Source organism: Sodalis sp. RH14 (genome assembly GCF_047324285.1).
In the GTDB taxonomy this organism is placed as follows: Bacteria; Pseudomonadota; Gammaproteobacteria; order Enterobacterales; family Enterobacteriaceae; genus Acerihabitans.
Window position 1 is genome coordinate 3,497,726 of sequence record NZ_CP178739.1, and the last position, 18,634, is coordinate 3,516,359.

19 protein-coding genes are annotated in these 18,634 nt (G+C 55.1%); 7 read left to right on the top strand and 12 right to left on the bottom strand.

From position 1 onward, the window contains the following. Positions 1 to 24 precede the first annotated feature (24 nt). Complete coding sequence (locus ACL2XQ_RS15960; RefSeq protein ID WP_410014559.1) at positions 25 to 948, bottom strand: DMT family transporter; 924 nt, start codon at positions 946 to 948, stop codon at positions 25 to 27. 7 nt (positions 949 to 955) lie between these two features. Further along, the gene (locus ACL2XQ_RS15965; RefSeq protein WP_413739418.1) at positions 956 to 2,548 is read right to left on the bottom strand and encodes a B12-binding domain-containing radical SAM protein; all 1,593 of its coding nucleotides are present in this window, start codon (positions 2,546 to 2,548) and stop codon (positions 956 to 958) included. A gap of 136 nt (positions 2,549 to 2,684) precedes the next feature. On the opposite strand from ACL2XQ_RS15965, the gene ftrA reads away from it, so the two are divergent. Next, a complete protein-coding gene (ftrA, locus tag ACL2XQ_RS15970) occupies positions 2,685 to 3,707 on the top strand; it encodes a transcriptional regulator FtrA (protein ID WP_410014557.1) in 1,023 nt (340 codons plus the stop codon). A gap of 123 nt (positions 3,708 to 3,830) precedes the next feature. Here ftrA and ACL2XQ_RS15975 read toward each other — a convergent pair whose 3' ends face one another. The 3 genes from ACL2XQ_RS15975 to ACL2XQ_RS15985 are packed head-to-tail and all read right to left on the bottom strand — an operon-like array spanning position 3,831 to position 6,415. Further along, complete coding sequence (locus ACL2XQ_RS15975) at positions 3,831 to 4,643, bottom strand: PfkB family carbohydrate kinase (RefSeq protein ID WP_413731035.1); 813 nt, start codon at positions 4,641 to 4,643, stop codon at positions 3,831 to 3,833. A gap of 11 nt (positions 4,644 to 4,654) precedes the next feature. Next, complete coding sequence (locus tag ACL2XQ_RS15980) at positions 4,655 to 5,632, bottom strand: SIS domain-containing protein (RefSeq protein WP_410014556.1); 978 nt, start codon at positions 5,630 to 5,632, stop codon at positions 4,655 to 4,657. A gap of 3 nt (positions 5,633 to 5,635) precedes the next feature. Then, the gene (locus tag ACL2XQ_RS15985) at positions 5,636 to 6,415 is read right to left on the bottom strand and encodes an ABC transporter substrate-binding protein (RefSeq protein WP_410016787.1); all 780 of its coding nucleotides are present in this window, start codon (positions 6,413 to 6,415) and stop codon (positions 5,636 to 5,638) included. Between the two features lie 236 nt (positions 6,416 to 6,651). On the opposite strand from ACL2XQ_RS15985, the gene ACL2XQ_RS15990 reads away from it, so the two are divergent. Then, positions 6,652 to 7,395: a GntR family transcriptional regulator gene (locus ACL2XQ_RS15990; RefSeq protein WP_413723138.1), complete on the top strand. Its 744-nt coding sequence runs from the start codon at positions 6,652 to 6,654 to the stop codon at positions 7,393 to 7,395. A gap of 166 nt (positions 7,396 to 7,561) precedes the next feature. Here the strand turns inward: ACL2XQ_RS15990 and ACL2XQ_RS15995 are convergent, their stop codons facing one another. Then, complete coding sequence (locus ACL2XQ_RS15995) at positions 7,562 to 8,476, bottom strand: LysR substrate-binding domain-containing protein (protein ID WP_413739419.1); 915 nt, start codon at positions 8,474 to 8,476, stop codon at positions 7,562 to 7,564. Positions 8,477 to 8,807: 331 nt separating this feature from the next. Between ACL2XQ_RS15995 and ACL2XQ_RS16000 the strand changes: the two genes are divergently transcribed. From ACL2XQ_RS16000 to ACL2XQ_RS16015, 4 genes are all read left to right on the top strand, one after another. After that, positions 8,808 to 9,215: a DoxX family protein gene (locus ACL2XQ_RS16000; protein WP_413723139.1), complete on the top strand. Its 408-nt coding sequence runs from the start codon at positions 8,808 to 8,810 to the stop codon at positions 9,213 to 9,215. 11 nt (positions 9,216 to 9,226) lie between these two features. Continuing rightward, entirely contained in the window at positions 9,227 to 10,204 is a 978-nt protein-coding gene (locus ACL2XQ_RS16005; RefSeq protein WP_413739421.1) for a glutathione S-transferase family protein, read from the top strand. Further along, entirely contained in the window at positions 10,201 to 10,812 is a 612-nt protein-coding gene (locus ACL2XQ_RS16010) for an alpha/beta hydrolase (protein ID WP_413739422.1), read from the top strand. The genes ACL2XQ_RS16005 and ACL2XQ_RS16010 overlap by 4 nt, the downstream gene beginning before the upstream one ends. A gap of 252 nt (positions 10,813 to 11,064) precedes the next feature. Beyond that, a complete protein-coding gene (locus ACL2XQ_RS16015; protein WP_413732534.1) occupies positions 11,065 to 11,502 on the top strand; it encodes a hypothetical protein in 438 nt (145 codons plus the stop codon). Positions 11,503 to 11,705: 203 nt separating this feature from the next. Here ACL2XQ_RS16015 and ACL2XQ_RS16020 read toward each other — a convergent pair whose 3' ends face one another. Beyond that, on the bottom strand, positions 11,706 to 12,212 hold the full coding sequence (locus tag ACL2XQ_RS16020; protein WP_413723143.1) for a phenolic acid decarboxylase: 507 nt from the start codon (positions 12,210 to 12,212) through the stop codon (positions 11,706 to 11,708). A 97-nt stretch (positions 12,213 to 12,309) separates the two neighbouring features. On the opposite strand from ACL2XQ_RS16020, the gene ACL2XQ_RS16025 reads away from it, so the two are divergent. Then, positions 12,310 to 13,200, top strand: coding sequence for a LysR family transcriptional regulator (locus ACL2XQ_RS16025; protein ID WP_413723144.1), 891 nt, complete (start codon positions 12,310 to 12,312; stop codon positions 13,198 to 13,200). A 42-nt stretch (positions 13,201 to 13,242) separates the two neighbouring features. Here the strand turns inward: ACL2XQ_RS16025 and ACL2XQ_RS16030 are convergent, their stop codons facing one another. From ACL2XQ_RS16030 to ACL2XQ_RS16050, 5 genes are all read right to left on the bottom strand, one after another. Then, on the bottom strand, positions 13,243 to 14,223 hold the full coding sequence (locus ACL2XQ_RS16030; RefSeq protein WP_410014535.1) for a LacI family DNA-binding transcriptional regulator: 981 nt from the start codon (positions 14,221 to 14,223) through the stop codon (positions 13,243 to 13,245). A 108-nt stretch (positions 14,224 to 14,331) separates the two neighbouring features. Further along, entirely contained in the window at positions 14,332 to 15,483 is a 1,152-nt protein-coding gene (locus tag ACL2XQ_RS16035; RefSeq protein WP_413739423.1) for a Gfo/Idh/MocA family protein, read from the bottom strand. Continuing rightward, positions 15,476 to 16,549: a sugar phosphate isomerase/epimerase family protein gene (locus ACL2XQ_RS16040; protein ID WP_413739425.1), complete on the bottom strand. Its 1,074-nt coding sequence runs from the start codon at positions 16,547 to 16,549 to the stop codon at positions 15,476 to 15,478. Before ACL2XQ_RS16040 ends, ACL2XQ_RS16035 begins: the two co-directional genes overlap by 8 nt. A 14-nt stretch (positions 16,550 to 16,563) precedes the next feature. After that, entirely contained in the window at positions 16,564 to 17,805 is a 1,242-nt protein-coding gene (locus tag ACL2XQ_RS16045) for an MFS transporter (RefSeq protein ID WP_413723148.1), read from the bottom strand. Between the two features lie 136 nt (positions 17,806 to 17,941). Further along, a complete protein-coding gene (locus ACL2XQ_RS16050) occupies positions 17,942 to 18,574 on the bottom strand; it encodes a TetR family transcriptional regulator (RefSeq protein WP_413729892.1) in 633 nt (210 codons plus the stop codon). Positions 18,575 to 18,634 lie beyond the last annotated feature (60 nt).

The window sequence follows — 18,634 nt, forward strand, 5'->3', positions numbered from 1 at the left end:
CCCTAATCCCGCTGAAGACGGCCACTAGCGGATCGGTAATTCCGGCGGGATAGCGGCTTTATCCGTCTTCACCCGGTTCGATAGCATGACGCCGGAAATGATCACCACAGCGCCGACCCACTGCGCCAGGCCGGCCGGTTCCTTCAGCACAAATACCGACAGGAATACTGTAATAAAGGGGACTAAATTGATAAAAGAGGCCGCTTTGGTCGCCCCGATTTCGTCGATACCTTGATTAAAGAATAAATAAGCCAGCACCGAGCCGCCGATCGACATAAAAATTATCGAGGCAATACTGATAAGGGTGATCCCCCGCCCGGGATAACAAAATGCCACCTGATGATACGCATCAATGAATACCCAAGGTAAAAAAGCCAGGCTGCCGTAGAAGAACAGGAAAAACATCCGCACCATGCCCGGGATGGGAATGTGCCATTTTTTGATTAACACATTATAAACGCCAAAACATAAGGTACTGATTAACAGCATAATATCGCCATAATTGTAGGATGAATCCTGCACACTATGCCAATTGCCGCCGCTGATGGTAATCGCCACCCCCAGGTAGGCAACAATCAATCCCAGCAGTTGCCAGGGTTTAACGCGCTCCATGCCGGATAAAGACGCCATCAGCAGCGTAATCAGCGGGATGGTCGCCTCGATAATGCCGGCATTGAATGCGCTGCTGATATTCAGGCCGTTAAAGTAAAAGTAATAACATAAGGTCACGCCAAAAACAGCCGTGACCAGCATGCGCATATGGGTCACCCAGTTGATATGCAGCAGCTGTTTTTTATTATCAATTAAAATAAAGATGATCGCCGCGGCCAGGAAAAAACGGACAAAGGTGACGAACGAAGGAATAAATACCGCCAGGGCATATTTACCCGCTATTGCCGAACCACCCCAAAAAAAGGCGGAAAGGGATAATGTAATATAGACTTTCATGCGCATGTTATTTGGTCCCATAAAACATGAACAGCTTCTTCATGTTCTCTTCCAGACGTGCAATATAGTTATATTCAGCCCGCAGCAAACGATCGGAGAGGGTGTCCTGGCAGGATAATTCGCTAATCAGGCCCATGACAAACTCCACCGTATCGCCCTGAATCGTGCTGACGTGCTGATCGAAGGCCTTCTCCAGATGGGAGTAACCGGTGATGCCGCAGTAAAATTGCGTCACTTTTATTGCATCGCGAATCTCGCGCAGCATACGGTCTTCCAGGCGAATAATCTCATAGCGGTCGATTATCCGGCGGATGAAAGCGTAGAGCGTGGCCACTTTGTCATCCTTGAAATGATAATTCTCCACATCCCAGGGCACGTGCCGTTCGTGTACCCGCGTCTGGTGATTAAGACGAATACCGGGCAGCGTTTCGGCGCGCGAGGCAATATTCCATAACGACGCCAGCCCGACGCCGTACAAAAACAGCACGCTATTTTGTATTTGCCGCAGCGTCACGTCCTGGAAAAAGGTAATGCAGCCGTTGGTAGACCCGGTCATGCCAAGGGATTTGAGGTAGTGGTAAACCTTACTTGATTCGGAGGGGACGATTTTTTTATTATACAAATCAAGCTGTTCATTATCACCGGCCTCCAGGCCCAAATAGGTGCTGATAAGACCGACGCTTCTTAGATGCAGCAGCAGATCCCGATCCCTGGGTTTGTTGATGTCAACGCTGTCGGCGCGGATAAAGGCGTCCAACGGCAAGGTTAACGATCGCCGCTCCATCTCGTCGCAAAATTCCTCGATCCAGGCGCGGTTTTCTCTGGCCGGCGTCACAAAGGTGGCATCAAAGATATGCAGGTATCCCCGGGTTTGCTTGACCAGCGGTTGCATTGCCGCCATTTCTTTGACGACATTGGCGGGCGAGCGCGCCCGGATGCCCGTAGACTCATTGCCCAGGAAACGCTGCGCGTTGCAAAATACGCACGGGTAAGGACAGCCGCGTTTCATTAAAATGCCGGTTTTGACCGGCCTGGCGGTACGCACGCTTTTCAGCGCAATATCATGGGCCGCGAAACACAGGCCATCGAGATGATTATTCGCCGCCCGGTTGGCGTTAATACGGCACTCGCCGGTCGCCCGGTCCCGCCAGGTGATGCCGGCGACATCGTTAAGCGGAAAGCCGTTGCTGAGGGCGTCGACCATGCGGTGGAAGGTAATCTCCCCTTCTCCCCGGCAAATGGCGTCGATGGACGGATAGGCCGACAGAATGCCGACATCCTCATACGAAACATGCTCGCCGCCCAGGACGATAAAAGGTTTGGGATCGGCAAACAGCGCCAGCCGCTGGCTTATCCTCAACGCCGAATGCAGGGTGGCGTAATTCACGCTAAAGCCGATCAGGGCAAATTTTTCCTGGGCGATCAGCTGGGCCATAGCGCTTTCCGTTAAACCGTCCACCCGCAAATCGTACAGCTCCACGCTATGCCCGCTCGGCCGTAGCTGGGCGGCAATCAGCGCCAGCGCCAGGTTTTCATATTGATCATACAGTTCGCGCATCCCCACGGTTTCCGTCTGCGGATTGATCAGAGCGATCCTCATGCCACCTCCCCTATGGAACAGCAATAAAATGCCATCAAGCCATACCCGCGCAAACGCATTACTCTTCTATACGGCTCACTAATAGGGATATTATGTAATGATATTTACCGGGCTTGATAGGACAGGAAGGGACAAGATGCGTATAAATCATGCCAAAAAAGGCCACCATGTCGTGGCGGTAGCCTACGACCGGCTGCGAACCTTCGAGTTTGGCTGCGTGGTGGAATTTTTTGCCGTGGCGCGCCCGGAACTGAACGTCGACTGGTACCGCTTTACGGTTTGTACCGCTGATAAGCACCTGATCCATGCCGTCGGCGGTATCCGCATGGAGATAGAAGCCGATCTCGATGTGCTGGCCACGGCGGATACGATCATCATACCGGCCTGGCGGGATATCAATGAAACCCCTTCGGAACGCCTGTTGCAAAGCCTGCGTGACGCCTACCGGCGCGGCGCGCGCATTTGCAGCATCTGTACCGGGGTATTTGTGCTGGCGGCGGCCGGCCTGCTGCACGGCAAAAGCGTCACCACCCATTGGCATCACGCCAGGCTGCTGGCGCAACGTTATCCCGATACCATCGTCTTGCCCTCGGCGCTGTATGTTGATCAGGGGCAAATCATGACTTCGGCCGGATCGGCGGCCGGGCTGGATATGCTGATGCATCTGGTCAAGAACGACTATGGCCACCGTGTCGCCAATATGGTGGCGCAGCGTCTGGTGATCCCTTTTCACCGGGAAGGGAGCCAACAGCAGTTAATCAAAACCAAAGTGGTGGAAAAAGGGGAAAACCGCATTGCCTCCCTGGTTGACTGGCTGCGGGGCAACCTGATACTGACCCATACGGTTTCCTCGCTGGCAAAACGCGCCATGATGTCCGAGCGGACGCTGCAACGCCATTTCCAGGAAGCCATGGGACTGCCCGTGATGCAATGGCTGGCGCAGTGCCGGTTGGATTATGCCAGGGAGCTGTTGAGCAGCGGGTCGCTGTCCATCGCGCGCATAGCCGAAGTCTCCGGCCACAGCTCGGAGGCCACGTTTCGCCATCAGTTCAGGCTGCATGAAACGATTTCGCCGACCCAGTTTCGCCGCCAATGCCGGCAAAAATACGGCGCGGCGTCCGCGCATCCCCCGCAATCAGGCGAAGATTTGCCGCGGTAAAACAGGCTGCGCCGGCAGCGATGGGGGGAATGTCGCTATTTCATCAGCCGGCGCCGCTTTACCTGAAGCCATTGAATCCTGCCGACACCGGCAATCTTGTCGCGTATTGCGCGGCGTGGGAAATCAGTAGATCATGCCCTCGCCGAATGCCCCTTCCACCATACATATCCGCGCGGCGAAACCGGCGCCCCGGCGCAGGCTTTCCGCCAGCGTGTCACCCGCGGCATGGGCCAGCAGGAACGCGGTGATAAAAGCGTCTCCGGCGCCAAGGGTATCCACCGGCGTGATCATCTCCGGCGCCTGGCTGAACCAGCGGCTGCCGTCGAACAGCAAAGCGCCCTCGGCTCCGCGGGTGGCGATCGGCAGGCGGCAGCCCGCATGCCGGGCCGCGGCAAGCACTTCCCGGGTTTCCTCCAGGCTGCGGTCCGCGCAGGAGAAAAAGCCGTAATCCAGCCAGCGACACAGCGGCAACGCCCGCTCAATTTCAAAATCATCTGAAAAATCATAGGATAAACGGCCAGGCAGCATGCCAAGCGCCGGCAACAGGGCGTCGGCATAGCTGTAGGCGCTGGTATGCACCAGTGTGAACTGGCCTAGCCAGGGCATATCCTCCAGGGCAAAATCCATGGCTATTTTTTGACGAATGCCGCCGGCGTTGGAGCCGAGAAAGCGGCGCTCCCCCTGTTCGATGGTCAGGCTGGCATGGCCATTTTCGCCGGCCGCCACCAGGCAGCGGGAAATGTCCACTCCCCTCGCCGCCAGCACGCGGCGGATATGCTCCGCCGCCCGATCGTCGCCAAAGACGCCCAGATAGGCGGCCTCGGCCGACAGCAGCCGGGCGTATACGCTGAAGTTAAGCGCGTTCCCCCCGGGATAACCGATGCCGGTATGGGTATAGCGGTCGATAACGTTATCGCCTAGTCCGAGTACTTTCATCATGTCGTCCCTCAGTAGGGCACCTGTCCCATATACCGCCGCGTCTCCAACGGATGCCGCCGCTCATTGGCCAACGCGGCACGGTATTCGCACATCACGCTGTAAAACAGTATCGGGTTAAAATAGTCCACCACGCTTACCGGCATCACGCCCAGGCCCAGTTCCCGGGCATCGATAATTTCCACCTTATCGCCATACCGGCCCAGGAAGGCATGCGCCCGTTCGTCCAGCGCCCGGGTGCGGCCTTCGTTCATCATCAAAATCCAAGGCGTATTGGCATCCGTCACTTCAAACGGACCGTGGAAATACTCGCCGCTGTGGATGGACGCCGCGTTAAGCCACTGCATTTCCATCAGCGAGCAGATGGCAAAGCCATAGGCATGGCCGTAGGACGCTCCGCTGGAAAGAATATAAAAAAGCGACTCCTGCGCATAGCGTTTGGCAAACGCTGCGCTGCGCGCCTGGACCTGACGACGGGCCCGGGCGATAACCCCGTCGATCTGCTCCATGCCGGCCAGGAAATCGGCATAGCCGTCGAAGCCTTCGGTCTGCTGCAACGCCTCGACGCACAGGCTCAGAATCAGCGCCATCGGATTATTGATAACCTGGCTGTCATCGCCCCAGGCATACAGCAGATTGCTGTCGGAGAAATCGATCAGGCCTGCCCGCTCGTTATGGGTCAGGGTGACGGTGGCGCTGCCCCGGCGCTGGGCCAGCTCCGCCGCCGCCACCGACTCGGGGGTATCGCCGCCGTGGGAGCAGACAATCGTCAGCGATTGCCTGCCCAGCGTCTTCGGCGCGGCATGGACAAACTCATTGGCGGTCATCATATAGCTGTGCAGGGTGGTGGATTCGCTATTAAGAAAATAATTAGCCGGGTACATATCCACCAGCGAACCGCCGCAGGCCACCAGGAACACCTGGCGCAGCCCACCCTGCGGGCGGAAACGCTGTTCAATAAGGGAAGAAATAATTGCTGCAGTATTCATAAATTAGTCGCCATACACATTGAAATTAAAATATTTTTTCGCCAGCTGATCATAGGTGCCGTCGCTGCGGATCGCCGCAATGGCGCCGTTGAGCTGTGCCAGCAGCTTGTCGTCCTGCTTACGCACGCCTATACCGGTGCCGGGGCCAAAAATGACATCGTCTTTTACCTGCGGATCGACCAGGCTGAAATTCTTGCCCTGGGGTTTGTTCAACAGCGCGTCGGTCACCACCGTCGCATCATCCAGGGTCGCGTCCAAACGTCCGACCACCAAATCGGCATAGACCGCTTCCGCGCTGGGGTAGGAAACCAGCTCGACCCCCTGATCCTGCCAATGTTTCTTGGCATAGGCCTCGAATACCGACCCCTGCTGCACGCCCAGGCGCTTGCCGCGCAGGGATTCGGCGGTCGGCTTGAGGCCGCTGTCTTTCGCGGCGATCAGATACGCCGGGGTATTGAATAATTTATCGGAGAAGTCGATGGCTTTTTTACGCTCATCGGTGATCGACAGCGAAGAAAGGATGGCGTCGAACTTGCGGGCATGCAGCGCCGGGATCAGGCCATCAAAGCTGTTTTCCACCCACACGCACTTAGCCTGGAGATGAGCGCAGATCGCATTGCCCAAATCAATGTCAAAGCCCTGCAGACTGCCATCCGCGGCTTTCGACTCAAACGGCGGAAAGGTGGCATCGGTGCCGAACCGGATTTGTTGCTGGGCTGATGCCTGGCAGGTGAGCCCCGCCAAAGCCAGGCCGAGGGATAACAGGGCAAGCGTTTTTTTCATCATTTACTCCTGATAAATATACCATAAAATAGACCATACAAGATATACGCCTGCGCCGTGAGATACGCAATTCATTTTTCTGTTTTATGCCGGCCTGACGGGTCGTGATGGCGTGATGGTCTGCTTAATGCCGGCCCTTTATCGCGCGGCGCCGATGAATTTCCGATGACGGAACAACGGCTGAGCGGCTATACTGGCCCCATTGCCCCAGTGTAATCCGGACTAAAAAACAGACCATGAGCGAGCCGAGCGAAGGTAAGCGCCGTCCACGCCGGGCCTATCTGCAGGCCAGGCAGGCATTGCTGAATTTATTGAGCACCCCTGAGTTCAACGATGGCGATCAGATCCCGGCGGAACGGGATCTGGCGGCCCAGTTGGGCATCAGCAGAATGACGCTGCGCAAAATCATTGATGAACTGGTCGCGAGCGGCGTGCTGGAGCGGCGCGGCAACCAGGGCACCTGGCTGACCCATACCACCATAGAGCGCCCGTTGACCCAGGCGATTGAACAGGGTATCAGCAAGATCACCGAGCTTAATGGCGCGGTGCCGGGAAGCAGGCTGATTTATTTCCAGGATACCCAGGCCAGTTCCCGCCTCGCCGCGCTGCTGAAAATCAGCGCCGGCGATCCGCTGGTGATGATTAAACGCCTGCGGCTGGCCGATAGCGAGCCGTTCTGCCTGGAAACCAGCTACCTGCCCCGCGCCATAATCCCGGATCTGACGGCGGAGATGCTGGAGCAGAATGGTTCGCTGTACCGGCTGCTGGCGGAGCGGTATCACATTTTCGGCGTGTCCGACGAGGGCACTATCCGGGTCGGCATCATGAATGAAGAAGAGCAGGCGTTACTGAACGCGCCGCCGGACAGCCCGGCGCTGGTATACCGGGGCGTGATCGCCGACCGTTTTCAGCAGCCGGTGGAATATCTGGTGTCGGTGAATCATCCTCAGCGGGTGTCGTTTCGCATTAGCCACCGCTAGGCCGCCGGGCGCTTGGAAAACGCTGATAACCGCTCCGTTGCCTCGGCTCCCCGCGCCGTTATAAGTGCCGCCGTCATGCCCATTTAGCGCTATGGGCGTTATTTCCTGGATTCCGCAGCCACGCGTTAACCCTGTTAAGTACGCCCCCCGCTGGCTTTAAGGGATTTTATAGCCAGTTTTTTTCCCATTCCGGTTGGCCGGAAAAGCGGTCGGCAAGAAAATCTATCAGCGCCCGGGACTTCTGAGCCAAATATTTTGCCGGGGGATAAACAGCGTAAAGGCCCAGGGGTGGCGCTTCATAATGTCCAAGTACGGGCATGACCTGCCCGTTTTGTAGCGCCTCGCCCGCCACGAAAGCGGGCAGACGGGCAATGCCCATTCCTTCGGTGGCCGCGCGCAGGCAAACTTCCGCATTTGAGAACTTCATTTTCCCTCTGACCGAATGAACGTGTAACTGTTGGTTATCATCCAGAAAAGGCCAGAGAAACGGATCGCGAAAATTGGTGTCCAGAATACAGTTATGATCGGCTAGTTCCCCCCAATGCGAGGGAATGCCGTGATCGTTGAGGTAGTCTCTTGATGCCACCATGACGATACGGATATCACAGAGCTTACGGGCGATGAGACTGCTGTCATCAAGGTTGCCTATACGTAAAGTCAGATCGAAGCCCTCATTGACAACATTCACCAGCCGGTCAGAAAAACTGACATCAAGCTCTATGTCGGGGTAACGGCGGGCAAAAGCGATCAGCGGCGCGGTAAGCTGAGTGGAGCCGAAAGTGACGGGGGCCGACAGCTTCAGCTGGCCGGAGAGACCTTTAGATGCGTTAAGTAAATCTTCATTCAGCGCATCATATTCCGTCAGCAAAGGGCGGATCCGCTCGTAATACGCCAGTCCTAATTCCGTCGGCTGCAGCGAGCGGGTGCTGCGCCTGAACAAAGTAACCGCAAGCGCCTTCTCAAGCCGTGAAATCAGTTTAGAGGCCTGCCCATGGCTGGTAGACAGCCGCTGTGCCGCGGCCGTAAAACTGCCCGTCTCGATCACCGCGATAAACATACGATCACAGTCCAGTCTTTCCATTTTGATTCCGGCAATAAGGCTATCGGTGCGTCACCATAGCAAACAAAGGCCGGCCAGGGGATAAGAACAGATAAAATGATGATGATATAAAGTGCTTTATCCAGGCCGTCGGTTCAGGTCATAAGGCGGGGATAAACCTGCCCCGCCTGCTTTATCTCCGCGTCTCATATCCGTCGAACATGAAAAAGCAGCCTGAGTCAACGCAATGGATAAACGCGCTGATGATCTGATAATTTCCATTTCGGAACAAAACTTGCTCTGAATAATGGGATAATATCCATAATGGAAATAAGGTATCTTCCTCGCATCAACCGACTGAGAGGAAATAACCATGACCGACACGCGTACCGCACCTTATGCCGCCCTGATCATGCGCCTGGCGCTGGGTATCTTGTTTCTGGCCCATTTTAGCCTGAAGTTTTTTGTGTTTACGCCCGCGGGTACGGCCAAATTTTTCGCCTCGCTCGGCCTGCCCGGCGGTCTTGCCTATATTACCATGGCGGTGGAACTGGTGGGAGCCATCGCACTGATTCTGGGCGTGTATACCCGCGTAGTGGCGGTGATCCTTATCCCTATACTACTGGGCGCGATTTTTACCGTTCACGGACCCGCCGGCTTTTTCTTCACCAACCCTAATGGCGGGTGGGAGTTTCCCGCCTTCTGGATTATCGGGCTGATCGTTCTGGCGCTCACTGGCGATGGTAAATATGCGCTTAAACCAACCTTGAGTCAGCGTTAAGGGGAACCCGCATGTTTGTTAATGGAAAATGGACCGCCGAATGGCATCCCGTACAGGCAAAAGATGAGAAAGGCGGATTTGTTCGTCAGGCTTCCAGTTTTCGTCATTGGGTCACCCCCGAGGGGTTGCCGGGCATTACGGGTGACGGCGGTTTCAAGGCCGAGCCGGGGCGCTACCATCTGTACGTGGCGCTGATTTGTCCGTGGGCGTCACGTACCTTAATAGCCAGAAAATTGAAAGGACTGGAGGATGTGGTTAGCCTATCAGTCGTTGAACCCTGGCTTCTTGACGAGGGCTGGCACTTTGGTGATTATCCGGGAGCCAACCGCGATGATCTCAATCAGGTGGAATGGCTGCATCAACTCTATACGCGTGCCGATGCTCACTATACTGGCCGCGCCACCGTGCCGGTGCTGTGGGATAAAAAGAGTCGAACCATTGTCAGTAATGAATCCGCTGATATCGTGCGTATGTTTAACAGCGGCTTCGGGACGCTGGCTCGTTCCGATATCGATCTCTATCCGCCTGAATTTCAGGCGGAGATCGATTTATTAAATGCGGAAATCTATCCGGCGCTGAATAATGGCGTTTACCGGGCTGGATTTGCCACCTCGCAAATCAGCTATCAGGAAGCCTGCAATGATGTTTTCGGTATGCTTGACACATTGGAGAAACGCCTGAGCGACGGGCGTGTTTATCTCACGGGGGATAGGATGACCGAGGCGGATATCCGTCTGTTCGTGACATTGATTCGATTCGACGCGGCTTACCACGGTTTATTTAAATGTAATATCCGCCAGCTTAGGCAATATCAATTTCTTTTCGCGTTTACCCGGCGCCTATTGCAGGTACCGGGCATAAACGAAACCGTTAACATGGATCATATCAAACAGGGATATTATTCCATTAAAGCACTGAATCCCAATGGCATCGTGCCGATGGGGCCAGACTTGCGCGATTATGGTTTTAACGAGGACAAGCTGAAATGAAAAAATTAGTTGTTCTGCTACATGGTGTCGGCAGCTCGGGGGCGGGTATGGAGGGAGTGGCACAGCTTTTACGCCAATTACTGCCTGACGTTATTGTCTCCACGCCCGATGGCACGTCTTCCTTTGCCGGTGGTAACGCCGGTTATCAATGGTTCAGCGTGCAAGACATTACAGAAAATTCCCGGCCACGTCGTATCGCGGAGGCGCGCAGCGCGTTTGACGGGGTTTTAAGGGAGATATTCAGGCAGCATGACTTCGTGCCGGGCGAGGACCAGCTTATTCTCCTCGGTTTTTCCCAGGGCGCTATTATGGCCCTGGACGCATTGGTCACAAACCGGCTGCCACTGATTGCGGTTGTGGCTTTTTCCGGACGCTTATCTTCCCCTGAGCCCTGGAGCGGGCAAATACACGCAAAAGCGCTTCTTATCCATGGGACGTCGGATGCCGTAATACCCTGGCGGGAAAGCGAAAATGCCTGCGTCCGGCTGAGAGATGCGGGTATCGAGGTCGAAACCCTTTTCGAACCCGGGATATCACATACCCTTTCTATATCGGGTATAAAAAAAGCGGCTGAGTATATCGCCCGGCGCTTCAATTTAAACGGGTGATTTGTATTCCCCCAGTGTGTCTGAAAACGTGCCGGACCCGCTCTTTTCTGCTAAGAAGCCTGTCAGAAAACGCAGTGTAGTTTGGCAATATTTTCAGGGAATATTGAGTTACAGGTAAGAAATCTTTAATGAAAATTCCGGTAAATAGCTTTATCAGAGACTAACGAGTTTGATGAAAACGCTTAGACTTGTTTGCCACGAACTTAACATTTAATCCTGTTTTCGCGCTATGCTCACTTAAGGGCCCAGGGGATGAATACTTTTGAGTTTTCCATTAAATCCGAATCGATAAGCTTTCTCTGGCAAGGAGGGGATCGCGCGATAAAAATCCCGGCAGGTTATGCTCATGCCGCCAAACACCTGTTTAAATCAGGAATGCTCACTGCCTATGACCTGGAAATGTTGATTTATCGCATTGAAGAGATGATTGAATCCGATAAAGGTCTATTTCCCGTGAACGGCGGCGCGTTGTGCCAAGATGAATTAATGAAAGAGGTGAGTAGTATTTACCTCGATGGGTCTAACGTCATTTTACCATCAGAGATTGAAGCGGCGTTCAACACGCTGGCTGATAGGTTGTCCTATTCTGCCATTGCTATCCCCCCGGAAAAAGTCCCCAGCCTTACGTATTTTGTCTTTATCAGGGAAATGACGCATCATTTCCACATAGACAAGATAACCATACTATAACCTCATTTAAAGCTCGCATTTAAGGCAACGCTTTTTAGCTGCTTTGGACGTATACACACCTTAATTCGACGGTATCGGCGTTTTGCCCGAATCCAGCGCTTGGGCCTACTATGCAGGTAGTATTTCGTTATTTCGCCAGCCGGATAGCGAGGAATAAGGACGCTATTTCTGCGTCCTTTCCGCAGGGTCTTATAGCGTCGCTATTACTTTAGATTTTCAGGAAAATGAGCCGGCAGTTCATCTGCCGCGCAATTTATTACCGTTTCGTTATCCGCGCCGCAATCGCGAATAAAGGTTATCGTCGCAAATTCGTCTATCACCTCCGTGGGATAGGCTGGGCCTTGTTCGCGTAGCAATGCCATTTCCTGGAGATGATCATTCTGAAAACAAACCGTTTTTTCGGGATGATCAATGACCCAGCGCGGGAAAAATATGGTGCCGTGAAAGATGTTATCTTCCAGATTGGCGATCAGGCTGACATCCGTGCCGGTGGGCTCTGTCCAGGATATTTTATAGACTTTATTGGCGACGCGAACGATAAACGCTTGCTGATCCCTCACCCAGCGATTCCCTACAATCCCGCTATGGATGCGATAGTCAAGAGTAGCGGCGTTTTTGACATAAATTTCATAATTCCAGCCATTATCATAGGTATACACTAAATGTTTGCCGACAAAACCGCTTAAATCGTTCTTATCAAAGGTATTCATACCCTTTTCCTCATCCGTTTTTTTATACTATAAACATTTTATTGTTAGATTAAAAAACGTATTATCAGAACATATTAAACGAAATTTTGGATTGGTTATGGCATTAAAAACCACCCTGGAGCAATGGGAATTATTACAATCCATTGTGCAAGAAGGCAGCTTTGCCAAGGCGGCCGAAAAATTCAACCGCAGCCAGTCGGCCATAAGTTATAAAGTCGGTTTATTGCAGGAACGCCTGGGGCTTCCCCTGTTGACCCTCAACGGGCGTAAGGCGGAGCTGACCAAGGAAGGCTTCTGCCTGCTTGAGCAGGCGAAACCCTTGTTGCGGTCGTTTTACGCGCTGGAAAAACGCGCCTTAATGCTAAAACAAGGCGACAAGATGCGCGTGCGCATGGCTGTTGACAGTATTTTCCCCAAACATCATCTCTTCGGGGCAATGCGCGCCTTTCAGCGCCAGTACCCGGCTATTTGCATCGACCTGATGGAAGTGCTTCGCAGCGAGACCACCGAGCAGCTGATAGCCCGCCAGGCGGATCTCTACCTGGTGACCTGGCGTGACGATCTGACGGCCACAGGTAACAAACTTATTGAACTCACCTTTATGGCGGTGGTCAATGCGTCCCATCCGTTACTGTCGCAGCCCTACCCGATCATGGACAACGCCCTGGCCTCATGGCCGCGTATTGAACTGACCCATATCAGTCAGGATGCGCCGCCAAAAGAAGCCGTTTCCGTGACGGACAGTTGGACATTCACCACCATTGAATCCGCCATAGACGCGGTAGTCCATGGCATCGGCTATGGCTGGTTACCCGTTGAGCATATTAAAAAACAGCTTCAGTCCGGTGAACTTGTCCCCTTACCGCTGATGTATGGCCAGACACGCTCAACCGCCCTTTATCTGGTCATTGACGAAAACAGCAAGGTTTTTGATAACGAGATCAACGCACTGGCCCGGCATCTCTCTTTTTATGCCTCGCAGTCATAGCCTATCCTGCCGCCCTACCTTAGCGGGTTATCGGGAGCAGGATTAAGCGCTGGCCCGTGCAATAAAATGCCAGTTCAACATCACGCGTTCCGCCGGGGCGTCCGGGTTATCAATTTTTTTAAGCAGCAGGGAAACGGCCTGGCGGCCTATTTCCCGCGACGGCTGCTCAATGGTGGTGAGCTGGGGCGACACCATCTCGGCCAGTTCAGAACCGTCAAAACCGACTACCGCGATATCGCGCGGAATGGACAGTCCGGCGGCTTCAATGGCGCGCATGGCGCCCGCCGCCAGCGTATCGGATACGGCAAACACCGCATCCGGGCGCGGATCCGCATCCAGCAATGTTTCCATCGCCGCCTTGCCCGCCCTGCTGCTCAGGTCGCTGGCATACGCAATGGCTTCATAACCGGGGGCCTGCCGGCGCAGTATCGTTTTATAGCCCCGCTCTCTGAGCTGGGCATATTTGTAGCTGAGATCGTGATTGATAAGCGCAATACGACGGCATCCGCGTTTCAGCAAATGCCGGACGGCATGCTCTGCCGCGTCGGTATCATTGATACCGACGCAGGAAACGTTGCCGGCATCGGCATACTCCGCGCACTGTACCCACGGCGTCTGGCCAATCATGGCGCTGAGCTCGGGCAAGGTTGAAAACGCATCCATGGTAATAATGCCATCGACCATTTTGCCCGAAAGCAATCCCAGGCTTGATTTTGACCGTTCGATGTCCGAATTCGAGTTGCATAGCAGGATACGATAGCCGTTTTTTTCCGCTTCTTCTTCAATCCCTTTCACCACCACGGCACAGAAGGGATTGGCGATATTCGAGACCATCACCAGGATCATGGAGCTTCTGGCGGTTCTCAGTTGACGGGCCAGCAGGTTGGGCTGGTAATTGCTGGCGCGGATAGCCGCCAAAACGCGCTCGCGGTTATGGACTTTCACGGTATCACTGTTATTCAGCACCCGGGACACCGTCGCCACCGAGACTCCCGCCAGTTTAGCTATTTTCTGAATCGACATTACGACAACACATCCTGCGGTCATCACCCTATTACCAGAGGCTACCACAGTTTACTTGCGGCATGAATCAAAGCCCGGCGTTTCTGTCTGCGCGCCGGGCGTCCGTTCTCAATCGGCGACGGTAACCCAGCCCTGCTGCCGGTGGCTTTGCACGATGGCATCGATAACGCGCATCACGCCGGCACCCTCATAAAAGGTGGCGAACGGGCTGCAGCCCTTCGCCGGCGCCCGGCCGTCGCGCACGGCGGTATAAAATTGCAGCATCATGTTCTTGAACGCATCCGGCCAGCCTTCAATGTGCCCTCCGGGGAAGTGCGCACTGCGCGCCACGTCGGCGTTCATCAGCCCCGGATCGTCGCAGAGCAACTGGTTGGCCGCCGTTCGATGCCCTATCCACAATTGCTGCGGCGTTTCCTGATCCCAGGCGACGGAAGCATCGCTGCCGTTCACCTCAAAACTCAGCCGGTTTTTTCTGCCCGCGCTGACCTGCGACACACTGAAACAGCCTTTGCTACCGTCGTCAAAGCGGAACAGGACAAACCCCATATCTTCCGTGGTAACCGGGCGGTCTTCGTAACGCGCGTCCTGTTGCCCGGCGGAAAACGTCGAATTGCCCCGCATATTGGCTTTACGTGTTGGCCAGACGGTGGATAAATCCGCCATGACCGCGGTAATCCGCCGGCCGGTGACAAACTGCACCGTGTCGCACCAGTGCGAGCCGATATCCGCCACGGCGCGGGAGCTGCCCCCAAGGGCGGCGTCCACGCGCCAGTTGTAATCGGTCTCCAGCAGCATCCAGTCCTGCAGGTAGCTGCCGTGCGCCGAAAACAACCGGCCCAAGCGCCCGTGGCGCAGCATACTGGCGGCCTGCTGCACCATGGCGAACTGCCGGTAGACGAAACTGACGCCGTGCACCACCCCTGCCTGCTCGGCCATGGCGACCAGTTCGCCCGCCTCAAGGGCGGTCAGGCACAAGGGTTTTTCCGAGAAAACATGTTTGCCGGCGCGCAGGATTTTGCGGTTGATGTCGGCATGCAAATGGTTGGGCGTACAGTTATGCACCACATCGAGTCCAGGATGGGCCAGCAAGTCATCAATGTCGCCGTAAGCATAAGGAACATTCAGCTGCGCCGCTTTGGCCTTGGCGGCGGCCAGCGGCGTATCGCACAGCGCCACCACCTCGACAAATCCCAGCCGGCGGATGGCTTCAATATGGGCAGGGCCGATAAAACCCGTGCCGGCGATACCGACTTTAATCATGAGTAGCATTCTCCCCCAGCCCCAGCATACGGCGCGCGTCTGCGCGGTCCTCATTGCCGGCGGCAAAATCATCAAAAGCCCGGGCGGCGACCGGAATAATATGGCGGCGGATAAAGTCGCCGCCTTCACGGGCGCCGGTTTCGCCGTCCTTCAGGCAGCATTCCCATTCCAACACCGCCCAGCCGTCGAAGTCATACTGGGACAGCTTGCTGAATATTGCTTTAAAATCAATCTGACCGTCGCCCGGAGAGCGGAAACGCCCCGGCCTGTCCATCCAGTTCTGATAGCCGCCGTAAACACCGCTGCGCCCGCTGGCCGCAAATTCCGCATCCTTGACATGGAAGGCTTTGATGCGCGAGTGATACCGATCGATAAATGCCAGATAGTCCATATGCTGCAGATGCAGATGGCTGGGATCGAACAGGATATTACAGCGCGGATGGTTATCCACCAGCGCCAGGAAACGTTCGAACGTGGCGCCGTCGTGCAGGTCCTCGCCCGGATGGATCTCAAAACATACATCAACCCCGTTCTGGTCAAAACAGTCCAGTATCGGCCGCCAGCGCAGCGCCAGTTCATTAAACGCCTCGTCCAGCAGCGTCTGGTTATGCGGCGGCCAGGGATAGAAATACGGCCAGGCCAGCGAGCCGGAAAAGGTGGCGTGCGCCGTTAATCCCAGCTTTGCGGACGCGGCGGCCGCCTGTTCCAACGCCTGGGTCGCCCATGCCCGGCGCGCCCCCGGGTTTCCCCTGACGGTAACAGGAGCAAAGCCATCGAACGCCAGGTCATAGGCGGGGTGGACGGCGATAAGCTGCCCCTCGAGGTGGGTGGAAAGCTCGCTAATGGTCAGTCCGTGGCCAGCCAGTGTTTCCAGGATTTCATCGCAATAGATCTGGCTGGCGGCGGCTTTTTCCAGGTCAAATATCGCCTTGTGATTACAAGGGATCTGCAAGGCGGTATATCCCAGCGAGGCGGCCCACTGCGCCAGCCCGTCAAGCGTATTAAACGGGGGTTGCTTCCCGATAAACTGGGACAAAAAAATGCCCGGACCTTTAATCGTTTTCATTACATCTCCCAAACTCAAACATGCTCTGGCTCTTTATATTTAAAGTAAAAGAAGAAAATTACCGCGATAACGGCGGCGGACACCGCCGGGATCCACCAAAAGGTGACCCACGCCTGCGGCACTGTCTGTCCCGCCACCAGGCGGTTGTAAAGCGCGCCGGAAATCTGCGAACCCAGCAGCATGCCGATGCCATAGGTAAACATGACGATCATGCTCTGCGCCTGCCCTTTGACCTTTGCGCCGGCGACGCGGTCGGTATAGATAAAACCGACGACAAAGAAAAAGTCGTAACACACGCCGTGCAGCAAAATGCCGAGATACAGCAGGAACCGGCCTTCCTCACTGACGCCCAGCGCGAAAAAGGCGTAGCGGACGAACCAGGCCAGCATGCCGATCAGCAGCATGTATTTGACGCCCAGCCGGCGGAACAGCAGGGGGATGACCAGCATAAAAAAGATTTCAGACATCTGGCCGAAGGACATGGCGGTGCTGACATCGCTGATGCCGACATCGGCAAGATATGACGCCGTATAGGCATAGTAGGTGCCCAGCGGTACGGAAATCAGCATGGCGCAGAGCGAGAAAACAAAGAAATGGCGGATTTTCAGCAGCGCGAACGCATCGGCGCAGAACAGATCGCGCAGCGCCAGCGGCTGCCCTTTGGCCGGTGCCGGCGTATGGGGCAACGTCAGGCTGTAAACCGCCAGCAATACCGAGCAGATGCCCGCCACCCAGAAAATATTCACGCTGGCCGACACGCCGGTAACACCAATGAATATGCCCGCGACTATCCAACCGATGGTGCCGAATACGCGCACCACCGGGAAGCTTTTATCGACATTTTTCAGGCTGTGGAAGGCAATATTGTTGCCCAACGCCAGCGTCGGCATAAAACAGAGCGTATAGCCGAACAGCAGGGCAATAAGCAGCGTGCCGTTGCCATCGATCAATGCCTGCGGCACGAACCAGAGGATCGCCGCGCCGGCCAGATTCATCACCGCCATGACTTTCTGGGAAGCAAAAAAGCGATCGACCAGCATGCCCAGCACAAACGGGGACAAAATCGAAGCGATGGGCCCCGCCGAGAACGCGTCGCCAATCAGCAATGACATATTGTGATGCGCCATCACCAGCCCCAGGGTAACCGACCAACTTCCCCAGATAAAAAATTGTAAAAACATCATCAGGGACAGCCGCGGTATCAGGAACCGATGCTGTACTTGGCTGACTTCACTGCTTTCCAGTGTTGACATCATGAGTTGCCTCGCCTTAAAAAGTAATCGATTACAAAACGTGTTTGCACAAAAGTAATCGATTACAAATTAATTTTCCCGCTCTTTATAACAAAATTGCGATTTGAATCACGCTAAAACCCGGTTAAAAACGCCCGGTTCAACGATGGCCAATCCCTTCGAGATAGGCGCAGAACATATCCGCCATGGCGTCGGAATAGGCGGTGATCTCGGCGGCGGTACGGGGACCCGCGGAAAAATGTTTCCCCACGGTACTGAGGGTCGTCATGATCAGGTCGCTTGCCAATGCCCGGGTTGTTAGCGACGCGTTGGGCAGCACCTCCCGCATAAAGGCTTGCACAGTCTGGTCGATCGCCGCCTGGGCCTCCTGCGCCTCGGGGACATCCCGATAGAGGGGTGCGGCATCATTGAGCGCCACGCGCATCTCGGCCTCCTCGCATTCGGAGCGAATAAAGGCGTGCGCTAATATGCGCAAACGCTCCAGCGGCGGTGTCCCGCCATCGTCAAGGATGCGCCGCAGTAATTCCGTAGTTTGCCGCCATTCATCGCTTTGGAGACGAAAAAGGATCGACGCCTTATTCGGGAAATACTGATACACCGATCCAATGCTCACACCGGCCCTTTCGGCAACCCGCGCGGTGGTGAACCGCGGCGCGCCCTCTTCCTTTAAAACCTGAGTAGCCGCTTCGAGAATCGCGGCCACAAGCTCTGCCGAACGCGCCTGCTGGGGTATTTTTCGTGAGGAAATCTGCGGGTTTCGGCGATGGGTCATGGGGGCCCTGGCAACGTGAAGGTGAATGCGAATAGGAAACATGACGAATTAGTCGTATTC